This is a genomic window from Mesorhizobium sp. M7A.F.Ca.CA.001.04.2.1 (genome assembly GCF_003998485.1).
In the GTDB taxonomy this organism is placed as follows: Bacteria; Pseudomonadota; Alphaproteobacteria; order Rhizobiales; family Rhizobiaceae; genus Mesorhizobium; species Mesorhizobium ciceri.
In genome coordinates this window covers 1-12958 of the sequence record NZ_RZQT01000151.1, presented here as the reverse complement: position 1 = coordinate 12958, position 12958 = coordinate 1, and the positions used below count along the sequence as shown (strand labels likewise).

At 62.3% G+C, this 12958-nt stretch carries 16 protein-coding genes; 10 read left to right on the top strand and 6 right to left on the bottom strand.

From position 1 onward, the window contains the following. A partial coding sequence (locus tag EN955_RS29935) for an adenine deaminase C-terminal domain-containing protein (protein WP_164769925.1) occupies window positions 1-1017 on the top strand: 1017 nt, incomplete at its 5' end. Between the two features lie 130 nt (window positions 1018-1147). On the opposite strand, the gene EN955_RS29930 is transcribed toward EN955_RS29935, so the two are convergent. Both EN955_RS29930 and EN955_RS29925 read right to left on the bottom strand, forming a co-directional pair. Then, window positions 1148-2311 carry an alpha/beta hydrolase gene (locus tag EN955_RS29930; RefSeq protein ID WP_024503865.1) on the bottom strand — a complete coding sequence of 388 codons (1164 nt, stop codon included), beginning with the start codon at window positions 2309-2311 and terminating at the stop codon, window positions 1148-1150. A gap of 137 nt (window positions 2312-2448) precedes the next feature. After that, window positions 2449-3522 (bottom strand): alpha/beta hydrolase, encoded by a 1074-nt coding sequence (locus EN955_RS29925; RefSeq protein WP_013531324.1) that lies wholly within the window; start codon window positions 3520-3522, stop codon window positions 2449-2451. Window positions 3523-3989: 467 nt separating this feature from the next. On the opposite strand from EN955_RS29925, the gene ilvA reads away from it, so the two are divergent. Together ilvA and EN955_RS29915 are read left to right on the top strand one after the other, a co-directional pair. Next, window positions 3990-5246, top strand: coding sequence for a threonine ammonia-lyase IlvA (ilvA, locus tag EN955_RS29920; protein WP_024503866.1), 1257 nt, complete (start codon window positions 3990-3992; stop codon window positions 5244-5246). Window positions 5247-5254: 8 nt separating this feature from the next. Continuing rightward, window positions 5255-5815 (top strand): DUF1697 domain-containing protein, encoded by a 561-nt coding sequence (locus tag EN955_RS29915; protein ID WP_024503867.1) that lies wholly within the window; start codon window positions 5255-5257, stop codon window positions 5813-5815. An 8-nt stretch (window positions 5816-5823) separates the two neighbouring features. Here the strand turns inward: EN955_RS29915 and EN955_RS29910 are convergent, their stop codons facing one another. Both EN955_RS29910 and gloA read right to left on the bottom strand, forming a co-directional pair. Beyond that, window positions 5824-6114, bottom strand: coding sequence for a DUF2218 domain-containing protein (locus EN955_RS29910; RefSeq protein WP_024503868.1), 291 nt, complete (start codon window positions 6112-6114; stop codon window positions 5824-5826). A 146-nt stretch (window positions 6115-6260) separates the two neighbouring features. Continuing rightward, window positions 6261-6701, bottom strand: a complete 441-nt coding sequence (gene gloA, locus EN955_RS29905; RefSeq protein ID WP_013531328.1) for a lactoylglutathione lyase — start codon at window positions 6699-6701, stop codon at window positions 6261-6263. Window positions 6702-6939: 238 nt separating this feature from the next. Here gloA and EN955_RS29900 point away from each other — a divergent pair, with 238 nt between their 5' ends. Genes EN955_RS29900 through EN955_RS29890 form a run of 3 tightly spaced genes read left to right on the top strand, consistent with a single transcriptional unit; the run spans window position 6940 to window position 8888 of the window. After that, a complete protein-coding gene (locus EN955_RS29900) occupies window positions 6940-7515 on the top strand; it encodes a cold-shock protein (protein WP_024503869.1) in 576 nt (191 codons plus the stop codon). A gap of 24 nt (window positions 7516-7539) precedes the next feature. Next, window positions 7540-8100 carry a DUF192 domain-containing protein gene (locus EN955_RS29895; protein ID WP_024503870.1) on the top strand — a complete coding sequence of 187 codons (561 nt, stop codon included), beginning with the start codon at window positions 7540-7542 and terminating at the stop codon, window positions 8098-8100. Between the two features lie 20 nt (window positions 8101-8120). Continuing rightward, window positions 8121-8888: an alpha/beta hydrolase gene (locus EN955_RS29890; RefSeq protein WP_024503871.1), complete on the top strand. Its 768-nt coding sequence runs from the start codon at window positions 8121-8123 to the stop codon at window positions 8886-8888. 85 nt (window positions 8889-8973) lie between these two features. Here EN955_RS29890 and EN955_RS29885 read toward each other — a convergent pair whose 3' ends face one another. Further along, the gene (locus tag EN955_RS29885) at window positions 8974-9576 is read right to left on the bottom strand and encodes a hypothetical protein (RefSeq protein ID WP_024503872.1); all 603 of its coding nucleotides are present in this window, start codon (window positions 9574-9576) and stop codon (window positions 8974-8976) included. Between the two features lie 147 nt (window positions 9577-9723). On the opposite strand from EN955_RS29885, the gene cysE reads away from it, so the two are divergent. Both cysE and EN955_RS29875 read left to right on the top strand, forming a co-directional pair. Next, a complete protein-coding gene (gene cysE, locus EN955_RS29880) occupies window positions 9724-10572 on the top strand; it encodes a serine O-acetyltransferase (RefSeq protein ID WP_013531333.1) in 849 nt (282 codons plus the stop codon). 311 nt (window positions 10573-10883) lie between these two features. Continuing rightward, window positions 10884-11087, top strand: coding sequence for a DUF3126 family protein (locus tag EN955_RS29875; protein WP_013531334.1), 204 nt, complete (start codon window positions 10884-10886; stop codon window positions 11085-11087). Window positions 11088-11151: 64 nt separating this feature from the next. Here EN955_RS29875 and EN955_RS29870 read toward each other — a convergent pair whose 3' ends face one another. Further along, window positions 11152-11877, bottom strand: coding sequence for a hypothetical protein (locus EN955_RS29870; RefSeq protein WP_024503873.1), 726 nt, complete (start codon window positions 11875-11877; stop codon window positions 11152-11154). Window positions 11878-12002: 125 nt separating this feature from the next. Between EN955_RS29870 and EN955_RS29865 the strand changes: the two genes are divergently transcribed. Further along, window positions 12003-12344 (top strand): hypothetical protein, encoded by a 342-nt coding sequence (locus EN955_RS29865; protein WP_024503874.1) that lies wholly within the window; start codon window positions 12003-12005, stop codon window positions 12342-12344. A 19-nt stretch (window positions 12345-12363) separates the two neighbouring features. After that, the gene (locus tag EN955_RS29860; RefSeq protein ID WP_024503875.1) at window positions 12364-12903 is read left to right on the top strand and encodes a gamma carbonic anhydrase family protein; all 540 of its coding nucleotides are present in this window, start codon (window positions 12364-12366) and stop codon (window positions 12901-12903) included. Window positions 12904-12958 lie beyond the last annotated feature (55 nt).

The following is a 12958-nucleotide window of genomic DNA, read 5'->3' as shown; positions in this document are numbered from 1 at the left end:
GCCTGGTACGACGTCGCCTCGCAGATCAAGGCGGTGACCGAGGGCGGCATCGACCCGCGCAACTTCATCCTGTGCACCGACGACAGCCATTCCGGCACGCTGGTCCAGGAAGGCCATATGGACCGCGTGGTGCGCCACGCCATCCAACAGGGATTGAAACCGGTGACGGCGATCCAGATGGCGACGCTCAATACCGCCCAGCATTTCAAACTGGAGCGCGAGATCGGCTCGATCGCGCCGGGCCGGCTGGCCGACCTGCTGATCGTCTCGGATCTCGCCGCAATGACCATCGACGAGGTCTATGCACGCGGCGTCAGGGTGGCCAAGGGCGGCAAGCTCGAAATCGACATTCCGGCCTATGATTACCCCCGGACGGCGAAGAACACCGTCAAGCTCGGCAAGAAGTTGAAGGGCGACGACTTCGATATCGCCGCCCCCAAGGGCGCCAACGAGGTTCGGGTGCGTGTCATCGGCGTCATCGAGAACCAGGCGCCGACGCGCGCGCTGGAGGCAGATCTGCCGGTCGAGGACGGGCTGGTCGCAATGGACCGCCGCAACGACATCTGCCAGATCGCGCTGGTCGAGCGTCACAGGGGCACGGGCGGCGTCACCAACGCCTTCGTTTCGGGCTTCGGCTATATGGGCGACTGCGCCATGGCGTCCAGCGTGGCGCATGACGCCCACCACATCATCTGCGTCGGCACCAACAAGCAGGACATGGCGCTGGCGGTAAACCGTCTGGGCGCGGTCGGTGGCGGCGTCGTGCTGTTCTCCAAGGGCAAGGAACTGGCGCTGGTCGAAATGCCGATCGCAGGCCTGATGTCGGACGAACGGGCGGAAATCGTCGCGGCCAAGGCCGAGAAGCTCACCGAGGCGATGCGCAAGATGGGCTGTTCGCTGAACAACGCCTACATGCAGCACTCGCTGCTGGCGCTGGTCGTCATTCCGGAGCTCAGGATTTCGGACGTCGGCCTGATCGATGTGACGACATTCCAGAAGGTCGATCTGTTCGTCTAGGATTGTTGCTATTCAGGCCATGCCGGCCTGCAAGTAGCGATTTTCTGCGCTTCCGGTGCTCACGTACTTAAGTACGCTCCGCTCCGGTTCTCGAATCTCAACAATCCTAGGGCCAATGTCGCCCGCTGGCTCACCCGCCGGTGGCGATGGTCAGCACCTTGAACGGCGTGGTGATGACGATCTCTGCGACCGAGCCGACGGCCTTGCCGAGGCCCTGGCCGAGATTGTTGAGCTGTGTCGGGTCGGGTTCGTCCGAGGCGAGGCCCGCCGGCGCCCGCAGCCGGTCGCCGAGCAGTTGCACCAGCATCGGGTTGTCGGCGAATTTGGCGTGGTTGAGGCGGTCGCCGCCCTTGGCCTGGGAAAGATCGACCACCGACACGCCATAGCTGGCGAGGTCTGCAGCGTTGCCGTAGTCGCCGACGCGCGGCTTGTCGCCCGAGATCAGGGACGAGAGCTTGAGAGCCCGGTCATCCGCAGAGAGCAGGATGGCGAACGGCTTGTCGGGTTTGCCGTAGCGGATCATCTGCTTCTTGAAGACGTCGACATCGATGTCGGGCGAGGCCAGGATGACATAGCCCAGCTTGCCGCCGAGATCCCGGTCGCCGGTGATGGCAAGCTGGCGCAGCGCCTCCATGGTCACCCAGGTTCCCATCGAATGGGCGATGATGTCGATGCTCTTGACCTTTGTCTTGGCCAGCATCCGGAGCGTCGCCTCGAGGTCGTCGCGCGCTGCGTTGGCGCTTTCCTTGTCGTAGATGTAACCCGTGGTCTTGCCGCTCGAAGCCCAGGAGAACAGCACCGGGGTGCCGGGATATTTGGTGTCGTGGGCGATCTGCGTCAGCCGGTAGATGCCGTCGTCAAAACCGTTGTTGAAGCCGTGCACGAAAACCAGCGCACGGTCGCCGCGCATGGAAATGTCGGCGCCGACCGCTTTGGCGAACTGGGGCGCGCCCTCATAGAAAGTGACGTCCTTGGCGGTAAAATCCTTGGCAGGATTGCTGTTTGCCGATCCCTTGGCCCGCTCGATGGCGCCGACCTGATGGCTTTTGGGAACGGTGACGTCGACACGGGCAAAGCTGGTGGTCAGCGAGCGATCGCCGTCGTAAACCTGTCGCGGCTCTTTTGTTGCCCTCTGGCGGGTGGTGGCGACGAAGATTTCATGCGTGGCCGCGATGTCGGATGCGGGCACCGAGACCGTCGTCCTGTTGAGCAGGTCGTGCGTTTTCCCGCCAGCGCAGCCGGTGACAGCGAGCGCCAATGCAACGACGAGGTAGCTCTTCGAACGCACGGTCACACGCAGGCTCCCGCAAAAGGGGACGTCAAACGCGTGACGTCGCTGGCTATTCCGATAAGGCCAGAGACCGGCGCGGTCCAGTTCAAAGTGAATCCATACGTCCGCGATGCCGGGCAGGCATGGCCGCGAGACCGCACCTATTGGCCAAGCAGGCTGATGCGGTCGGTGACATCACGGTCGCTGGCAAAGCCGTCATCCTCGCGCAGCCGCTGGCCGATCATCTTCACCAGCGTCGGATTGTCGGCGAACTTCGTATGGTTGAAGCTGTCCGATCCCTTGACCTTGGACAGGTCGACGACCGTCACGCCATAAGAGGCAAGATCGGCGGCATCCTTGTAGTCGCCGACACGCGGCCGCGAACCGGCGATCAGGCCGGAGAGCCGCAGCGCACGGTCGTCGTCCGACAACAGCAGGATGAACGGCTTGTCGGGCTTGCCATAGCGCCGCATCTGGCTCTTGAACACGTCGACATCGATGTCGGGCGAGGCCAGCACCACGTCGCCGAGCTTACCGCCGAGATCGCGATCGCCGGTGATGGCCATCTGGCGCAGCGTTTCCATGGTGACCCAGGTTCCGAGCGAATGTGCGACGATGTCGATGCGCCGCGCGCCGGACTGCTCCAGCATCCTGAGCGTCACTTCCAGTTGGTCGCGGGCAGCGCTGGCGCTTTCCTTGTCATAGACATAGTCGGTGGTCCTGGCGCCCGATGCCCAGGAAAACAGCACTGGCGTGCCGGGATAGCCGGAATCATGGACGATCTGGGTCAGGCGATAGACGGCGGCATCGAAGCCGGTGTTGTAGCCATGCACGAAGACCATGACGCGGCCGCCGCGCGCCGCGATGTCGGCGTTGAGCGCGCTGGAGAATTTCGGCTGCGTGTCGTAGCCGACGACCTCGGAGGCCATGAAATATTTGGCCGGGTCGTCCGACTTGCCGCGCGAGCGGCGCTCGATCTGGCCGGTCTTGTGAAGCCCCGGAACGGTGACGTTGACGCGGGCATAGTTCAGCGTCGCCGACCGTTCGCCGTCGAAAACCTTGTTGGGATCGTCGGATTTCTTGCGCGTCGTGGCGATGAAGATCGAGTGGTTGCCGGCGATCTCCGTCACCGGCGCCGACACCATGGCGCTGCCAAGCAATTCCTGTGTTTGCTGGCCGGCGCAGCCGGCGACGAACAAGGCCAGGACAACGGTAAAAATCTTCTTCAAAGGCACGCCTGAATTTCCAACTCCGGCCGAAAGGCCTGTCTATCCTCACGATACCTCCCGGACAGGCAGAGTGCGGCAGAACTAAGTCCTGTCGAGTCGAAATGTGATCGGCGCCCCGCTGCGGCCATCGCAGTGTTGCGCGAAAGCCAAAATGGCGGGAAACGGCTGCGTGATGTGCGCAATGAGCGGCGTCGCCGCCGGCCCTCCAATCCCCGCGGAGATAGCGATTTCATACCGCCCGATGCGAGGGGGCATGAGAATGCACCCGCAAGTAGCTGAAAATATTTCGCAAAATTTCCGCCCGGAAGGACGTAAATGATGGACGATGGCGCTGGGGAGCCGGATATGTGATAGGCGGGCTCGCGCCGCACCTGGTCATGGCGCTCAACAACCGAACGTTCGCGACCCGATTAATGATAGAGATCCGCGGACAGCATGCAACGCAAGGTGATTTTCCCCAGGGGTGGTTTCCGATGAACAGTTTCTCTTCCCGCGTTGCTGCCGCTGCCGCCGCGATCCGCCAGATCTTCCCTGAAACGCCGCTACAGGAAAACGACTATCTGTCGAAAAAGACCGGTGCGCGGGTGCTGTTGAAGCGCGAGGATCTGTCGCCGGTCCGCTCCTACAAGATCCGCGGCGCCTTCAATTTCTTCCGCAAGACACTGGCGGCCGGCAACGAGGCCGAACTGTTCGTCTGCGCGTCCGCCGGCAACCACGCGCAGGGCTTTGCTTTCGTCTGCCGCCATTTCGGCAGGCGAGGCGTCGTGTTCATGCCGGTGACGACGCCGCAGCAGAAGATAGACAAGACCAGGCTGTTCGGCGGCGATTTCATCGAGATCAGACTGGTCGGCGATTTCTTCGACGATTGCTATCGCGCTGCCCTGGAATTCACCGACAGTTCCGGCGCCCATATGGTGCCGCCTTTCGATCACAAGGACATCATCGAGGGCCAGGCAACCGTCGCCTACGAGATCGCGGACCAGATGCCGGGCGCCCGCATGCCCGATATCGTCATGCTGCCGGTCGGCGGTGGCGGACTTGCCGCGGGCGTCACCCACTATTTCGCCGATCAGGGCAGGGAAGCACGCTTCGTCTTCTGCGAACCGGCAGGCGCGCCGAGCCTGCGCGAGAGCCTCGCGGCGGGGAAACGGCTCAAGCTCGCCAAGGTCGACAATTTCGTCGATGGCGCCGCGGTGGCCGAGATCGGCCGCGAGCCGTTGCGTCATCTCAAGGATTTTCCGGCCGACACGGTGCGGCTAATCCCGGAAAACAGGCTCTGCGCCACCATGATCGAGATGCTCAATGTCGAAGGCGTCGTGCTGGAGCCGGCCGGCGCGCTGGCGATCGATGCGCTCAAGGATTTCTCCAAGAAGGAGATCAGGGGCAAGACCATCGTTGCCGTGGTTTCGGGCGGCAATTTCGATTTCGAGCGGCTGCCGGACGTCAAGGAACGGGCGTTGCGCTTCGAGGGTCTGAAGAAATACTTCATCATCCGTTTTCCGCAGCGGCCGGGCGCGCTGCGCGATTTCCTCGAACTGCTCGGACCCGACGACGACATCGCCCGTTTCGAATATCTGAAGAAATCGGCGCGCAATTTTGGTTCGGTGCTGATCGGCATCGAAACCAGGGACCGTCGCAATTTCGATCTGCTCAAGGCGAAGTTCGAGGCCGAGGGCGTTCAGTATCAGGACATCACCGACAACGAGACACTGGCCGGGTTCATCATATGAGCGATCGAATGGTTGATCCGGGAAAAATCTTCGTCGCGCTGTTTTCCGGCATCAATGTCGGCGGCAACCGCATCGTCAAGATGGCGGAGCTGCGGTCGTTTTTCGAGGGCCTCGGCTTTTCCGACGTCGCCACCTACGTGCAGAGCGGCAATGCCGTGTTCCGGGCGAAGAAAGGCGACGCGGCGGCACTGGCGAACCTGCTCGAAGCAGCCTTCGAGACGAAATGGGGGTTCCATTCGCGCATCATGGTGCGCGATCTCTCCTGGTTCGAGAAGCTGGTGCGCGAAAATCCCTATCCGGAAATTGCCGCGGACCACACGAAGCTGCACGCCTATGTGCTGGAACGCGAGCCGACCGCCGATGAGGTGGCGCGGCTGACCGAAAAGTGCACCGGCCCCGAACGCTTCGAGATCAAGGGCGATGTGCTCTACCTCAGCGCACCGAATGGGCTGGGCAAATCGGTGTTTGCCGGGCTGATCCCGCGCACGCTGAAAGTGCCGGGCACCGCGCGCAATTGGCGCTCGGTGCAGGCGCTGCTGGAGATGGCCGCACACGCCGGTGAGAAGTAGTTCGCCGGCTAGGCGGAAGTTGGTTTCCAGTCGAAGGTCAGTTCTTCGCGGAAAGCAAAGCGCTTGATGTGATCGGCGACAACGCTTTCCAGGCGCTCGATCGATCCTGCTTCGTCAGTCGACACCGTGACATGCAGCGCTGCGGCATCGGCATCCATGACGGTACGGCCCATTGAGAGATCGATGGTGCCATGGGTGGGATCGAACTCGACCGGGAATTTGTGTGCCCAGTGCTTGCACAACTGCTGCAGGTAGCGGCTGGCATGTTCGGTGGCGACGTCGGCATGGCTGGTCGGCATGAATTCTCCTGGGCAAGCGCCTTTTGCATGGCTGGGCGCCGGCCCAAGCCTGGCGCCTCAGCCAGACAGATAGGCGCCGCCCCTGAAAAACCAAACGGTAGCGGGCTCATCAGCCTGGCATTGTCCGCTCAAGACAGCGTGATCGGCTACCAGCTTCCGGTGTTCGCCATCGAAGCCCAAGGCTCGGCCTTGGCCTTGGCCGGGCCTTTCTGCAAAAGCTCGATCGAGATGCCGTCCGGCGACTTGACGAAAGCCATGTTGCCGTCGCGCGGCGGCCGGTTGATGATGACGCCATTGTCCATCAGATGCTGGCAGGTGGCGTAGATGTCGTCGACCTCATAAGCGAGGTGGCCGAAATTGCGCCCCCCCTTGTAGTCTTCGGGATCCCAATTGTAGGTCAGTTCGACCAGCGGTGCCTTTTCATTGATGCCGCTCTCCTCGTCTTCCGGTGCGGCGAGGAAGATCAGCGTGAAGCGGCCCTGCTCGTTTTCGTAGCGGCGCACTTCCTTGAGGCCGAGCTTATTGCAGTAGAAGTCGAGCGAGGCATCGACGTCGGCGACGCGGATCATGGTGTGCAGATAGCGCATGTGATTTCCTCGATAAATTGCGTTGCGGCGCAACATAGGGTCGGCCCTGTCAAAGGGCAATCGTGCGGCGGTGCGCAATGCCGGCAAAGAACAAATCCGGTATTGCCCCAATGAACCGTGAAAAAAGGCACGGCAGGTCTTGCACACACCGGAAGCCGCAGTGTTAATCTGTTGGCAAGAATCAGTTGCGGTGTTCTTGAAAAGAGGGGGCATTCTTATGGGGGAAAAGGCCTCTTTCATGGGGCGGGACGGAACCCTTGGCGACGCCTTGCAGCGTGACGAAGGCGGCGACGCTTCTGATCTGCTCGAAGTAGCCGGCGCCATCAAGTGGTTCGATGTGGCCAAGGGTTATGGTTTCATCCTCCCGGATGACGGCATCTCGGGCGACATCCTCCTTCATGTGACATGTCTTCGAAGAGACGGCTTTCAGACGGCGCTGGAAGGCGCACGCGTGGTCTGCCTCGTCAAGCATGGCGAGCGCGGATTGCAGGCCTTCCGTGTGCTCTCCATGGATGTCACCACCGCGGTCCATCCGGCCGAGATGCAGGAGCAGCGCACCCATGTCGCGGTGACGCCGGAGAGCGGTCTCGAACGCGCCTTGGTGAAATGGTTCAACCGCACCAAGGGGTTTGGTTTTCTCACCCGCGGCGAGGGTACCGAGGACATCTTCGTCCATATGGAGACCTTGCGCCGTTACGGTGTCACCGAGCTTCGGCCCGGACAGGTCGTGCTGGTTCGTTTCGGGCGCGGCGACAAAGGCCTTATGGCCGCCGAAATTCACCCCGATATGGGGACCTTGCCGGTCTCGCACTAGGGCGTTTCCGGCCGAGGATCTCGAATGGCTTACAGGAACTGGCTGACCGCGGGCGCGATGTGCGCGATTGCCTTCATCGCCGCCGCCGGTGGTTACTTCTATTCCGAAAAGCCGACCTCGGCGGACAGCCGGGCGATGATCCTTCCGGCCGATCCGGCGCCATTGGTCGTGATGACGAAAGGCGGTGACCGCTCTTTCTCCATCGAAGTCGCCGACACCGCCGCGGAGCGCGAGGCTGGCTTGATGTATCGCCAGGACATGGCGGACAACCACGGCATGCTGTTCGTCTTCGAGGTCCAGCAGCAGGTTGGCTTCTGGATGCACAACACCCCGATGCCGCTTGATCTGATTTTTGTCGGCCAGGATGGCAAGATCCGGGCGGTCAAGCACGGCGAGCCGCAATCAGACGCCGTCATTTCGCCTGGTGTACCGGTGCGCTTCGTGCTTGAGCTCAAGGCCGGCACTGCCGCCAGGAACGGCATCGAATATGGCGACCTTTTGCGCCATCCGGCTGTGGGCACGGTGTCCGGCCCCGGCATGCCACCAGCCGACAATGGCGATGCGCCAAATGGCGGTGGCGGTTGAGCACACAGGCGGGATCGCAGATGCAGTCTTTCACCCATGACGGCTTCGACCTTGCCTTCCTCGACCGCCAGCCAGCATCGGGGGAGGGCGATCCGGTGCTGATGATCCACGGCTTCGCTTCGAGCCACTATGTCAACTGGGTGTCGCCCGGCTGGTTCAAGACGCTGAACGATGCCGGTTACCGCGCCATCGCCTTTGACAATCGCGGCCACGGCGCGTCGTCCAAGAGCTATGATGAGGCCGACTATACGCCGGTCAAGATGGCCTCCGATGCCACTGCCTTGCTCGACCATCTCGGCATCGAGCGCGCCCACGTCATGGGTTATTCGATGGGCGCGCGCATCGCGGCGTTCATGGCGCTGTCCGATCCGGACAAGGTGGCGACGCTGGTCTTCGGCGGCCTCGGCATCGGCATGATCGACGGTGTCGGCGATTGGGACCCGATCGCCGACGCGCTGCTTGCCGAAGATCCGGCCGCGACCAGCCATCCGCGCGGCCGGTCGTTTCGCGCCTTTGCCGACCAGACCCGCAGCGATCGCCGTGCCTTGGCGGCTTGCATCGCCAAATCGCGCGAATTGCTGAGCGAGCAGGATGTTGCCCGCATCGCCCAGCCGACGCTGGTCGCCGTCGGAACCACCGACGACATAGGCGGCTCGCCCGATGAGCTTGCAGCGTTGATGCCGAACGCCAGCGCTTTTCATATCGAGGGCCGGGACCATATGCTGGCCGTCGGGGACAAGACCTTCAAGCAGCGCGTGCTGGAGTTCTATGCCGAAAATCCGCTCTGAGCGGAGGGCCAGGGCAGCGAGAAGCAGTGCCGTAGTCGGGGACGAGGCTGCTTGGCATCGTGATAGGCGCCTATCCTGATTGTCCTTAGCCGTTTGCAAGGGCCGCCAGCGATCGCGCGATGTTTTCCCGGGCCTGCGGTTCGAAGCGCTGGCGAAACTCTTGCGTGTGGAAGATATGCGGGCGGGCGAGGAAACTCTTCAAGACCGTACTGCGTCCGGCTCGCCACATCGGCTCCTCCACCCAGTGGTACTCGCGCCGCACGGCGCGCTCATAGGCGTCGAAGGCGTCCGGTGCGGCACCCAGGATCGACAGGTCCATATCCAGGAAAAGACTTGCGTCCTGTGTGGCCGTCGCGTCGTCGAACGGCGGCACCTGGTGCGTGGCGGTGGCGACGATCATTGCCGAGATGCGGTCGAGACGTGAAGGAGCTGCGCGGCCCGCCAGCTTTTTCTCGGCAAGGGCGGCACTTTGCGCCTCATTGTCCTTGGCCTTGCTGTCATAGACGGCATCGTGGAACCAGATCGCCGCTTCGATCGCCTCGGGATCGGCGAGCAACCTTCGATAGTCGCCAGCCAGCGCCAGCATCGCCTCGATATGGGCAAGGTTGTGGTAGTGGCGGCCCTGTGCCCGGTAGAGCCCTGAGAGCTCGCTTTTCAGCGCGTCGTCGATCAAGGGTTCGTTTTCCATGGCTGCTTGAATTCCCGCGAACCAAATCCATTTGACAAAGCACTAAGGAAAATTGAGTTCAATCGTGCTATGATCTGGCTTATATGTGCGGCCAGGCAGCAGGCAAGCACAACAGGCAAGCCAGGCAGGACGCAGGACGAGACGGCGATGAACAGCATCAGCATTTCCCGACACAGCGCATTGAAGCCGGTCGATCCGATCTGGCGTTCGATCCGCGACGAGGCCATGGAGGCTGTCAACCGCGACCCGCTGCTCGCTGCATTCCTCTATTCGACCATCCTCAACCAGGACAGCCTGGAAGAAGCAGTCATTCATCGGCTGGCCGAGCGGCTGGCGCACCAGGACATCGGCTCCGATCTCATCCGCCAGACCTTCAAGTCCATGCTGGCCGACGACAAGGAGTGGCCGACGACGGTACGTGTCGACATCCAGGCCTATTACGATCGCGATCCTGCCTGCGACCGCTTCATCATGCCGGTGCTCTATTTCAAGGGGTTCCACGCCATCCAGACGCATCGGCTGGCGCATTGGCTGTGGAACCAGGGGCGCAAGGATTTCGCGCTCTATCTGCAGAGCCGCTCGTCCTCGGTCTTCCAGACCGACATCAACCCGGCCGCCCGCATCGGCAAGGGCATCTTCATCGACCACGCAACCGGCCTCGTGGTCGGCGAGACCGCGGTCATCGAGGATGACGTGTCGATCCTGCATGGCGTGACGCTGGGCGGCACCGGCAAGGCCGGCGGCGACCGCCACCCCAAGATCCGCTACGGCGTGCTGATCGGCGCCGGCGCCAAGATACTCGGCAACATCGAAATCGGCCATTGCTCGAAGATAGCGGCCGGCTCGGTGGTGCTGTCGCCCGTACCGCACAACAAGACGGTTGCCGGCGTGCCGGCCCGCGTCGTCGGCGAGACCGGCTGCGATCAGCCGTCGCGCCAGATGGACCAGCTTTTGCCGTCGCAGACGATGGATCAGGTCGTCAGTTTCGACATCTGATCGTCATATGTCCGCTGCCTGAGGCCGTGGGCAGACATGGGCGATTGTTCTCGCCCAAGGTCTTTTGAGATTCAGGTCAGGCCGAGCCGAAAATGGTGGGTTCCGAGAACCGGAGCGGAGCGTACGTTTGGGTACGTGAGCACAGTTCTACCGCGACGCGGTAGAACGGGGAAGCGCAGGAAACCGCCATTTGCAGGCCGGCCTCACGTGAATATCAACAGACCTTAATCAGGCCGCTTGCCTTTACATCGCCATTGTCGACGTGCCAGAAGCGCGTTCGAACGAGCAAGCCCGATGATCGGAGAAGACTGTTGAAGCCGGACGAAATCAGAAAGCTGGACGCCTATTTCAAGCGCGTCTTCCAAAACCCCAAGCTCGAGGTCAAGGCGCGGCCGCGCAAGGACGATTCGGCCGAGGTCTATGTCGGCGACGAATTCCTCGGCATCGTCTTCAAGGACGAGGACGACGGCGACTACAATTTTTCGATGGCGATTCTCGACATCGATCTGGCCTGAGCCAGAAAATCTTGCGGTCGGCCGGCTTCATGCAGCCGGCCAGCCGGGTTCCCTTGAAGGGTTCTTAACGTCCCGCCTTCAGAACGCGCCCGGCTTCAGTGGCGATTGCTGCATCGAGCGCCTGCCAATCGCCCAGAAACTCCCTTGGGAAGCGATAGGTGAGGCTGAGTTCGTCGCCGACCTGGATGTCGCGCTCGCAAGGCGCCAGCGATTGGTCGGCACTCGGCCCGCTCAGGCAACGGGCCACGAACGGCTCCTTGCCGGGGCGATTGCCGACAACCAGCACCTCGTTCAGATAGCCTGATTTCTCGTTGAAACCATAAATCATCGTGCCGCCAGGCCCGGCAGTGCCGGGTCGGGTGATCAGCGCGCTGTAGATCGGCGCGAAGCGGCCGCTCATGTCACGCGACATCATCTGCTGTTCGAAGGACAGGAAGACGATGCTTTTGGCTGTCCCCGTATGGTTAAAATCATCCCGCGCGGCCTCGCTGTAGCCGTCCATCTGGGGATAGCGCAGATAGAGGTCGAGCCGCGAGGCGATGCCGTCGCGCCGGGCCTGGGCGAAACGGATGGCATTGGCCGGGACCGTGATGACATTGTTGCCGATCACCACCTGGTGGGCTGTTGCGTCGTCGGTGTATCCGGCCATGGCGATCGAATGGCCGAACCATTTGCCGGCAAGGCTGATCGCCACCGACAACAGGGCGAGCGCCGCGAACCCGTAGAGCACCCGCTTCATCAGCGTGGAATCGACCACGGTAAGTTCGTTGGCGAGCGCTGCCTGCTTCATCTCAGTCCTCGGATCTCGGGCGGCCCGTCCGCCTCCAGTGTCCCCGGGCGGCACACATCGCACGGCACGGCTCTTGCAGCCTGCATGGAACGACTGTGCAATTTCATGGTAAACGGAAAGTTAAGATGGGACCGCTGGAACTCACACTCTTTGCTTTTGCCGTCGGGTTGACGGCCTGCGGGCTGGCCGGATCGGCCATGGAACTGGCGTCGGGCCGCAAGGTCGCCTTCGCCGAACCCTATGTGTCGCCGTCACATGTCTTGCGCTCGCTGCTCGCCACCGCCTGTGCCGGACCCTTCATGCTGGTCAACGATGCCATCGATGCCCGGCGTCAGCACCGCATTTCAACGTTGGCGCTGATGTCCTGCGGCTGCACGGCAATTGCGTGGACCTTGGCGCTGGGCGTCGTCGTGCTTGCCATTGCCTCATGGACGGTCCGTCTCCTAGGGTCCGAGATGCCAGGCTGAGACGATTCGGAGACCAGAAATGCCGCTTTATGCGATCGATGGAACAGAGCCCAGCTTCGCCGATGCGGACTCGAACTGGATCGCACCCGATGCGACGCTGATCGGCGACGTCAGGGTCGGACGCAATGCCGGCTTCTGGTTCGGCGCCGTCATCCGCGGCGACAATGAGCCCATCGTCATCGGTGCCGACACCAATGTGCAGGAACATACGGTCATGCACACCGATCCCGGTTTCCCGCTGACGATCGGGGAGGGCTGCACGATCGGCCACCGCGCCTTGCTGCATGGCTGCACGATCGGCGACAACAGCCTGATCGGCATGGGCGCCATCGTGCTGAACGGCGCGAAAATCGGGAGGAATTGCCTGGTCGGCGCCGGTGCGCTGGTTACCGAGGGCAAGGAATTCCCGGACAATTCGCTGATCGTCGGCTCGCCCGCCAAGGCGATCAGGGTGCTGGACGACGCGGCCGTGGCAAGGTTGCGCGGCTCGGCGGCGCATTATGTCGCCAACGGCAAGCGCTTCAAGGCGGGGTTGAAGAAGGTTTTCGAACGGCCATAGCCAGAAATGGCGGAGCCGGCCCGGGGACGGGGCCGGGCCCTTTTACCCGGGCGTT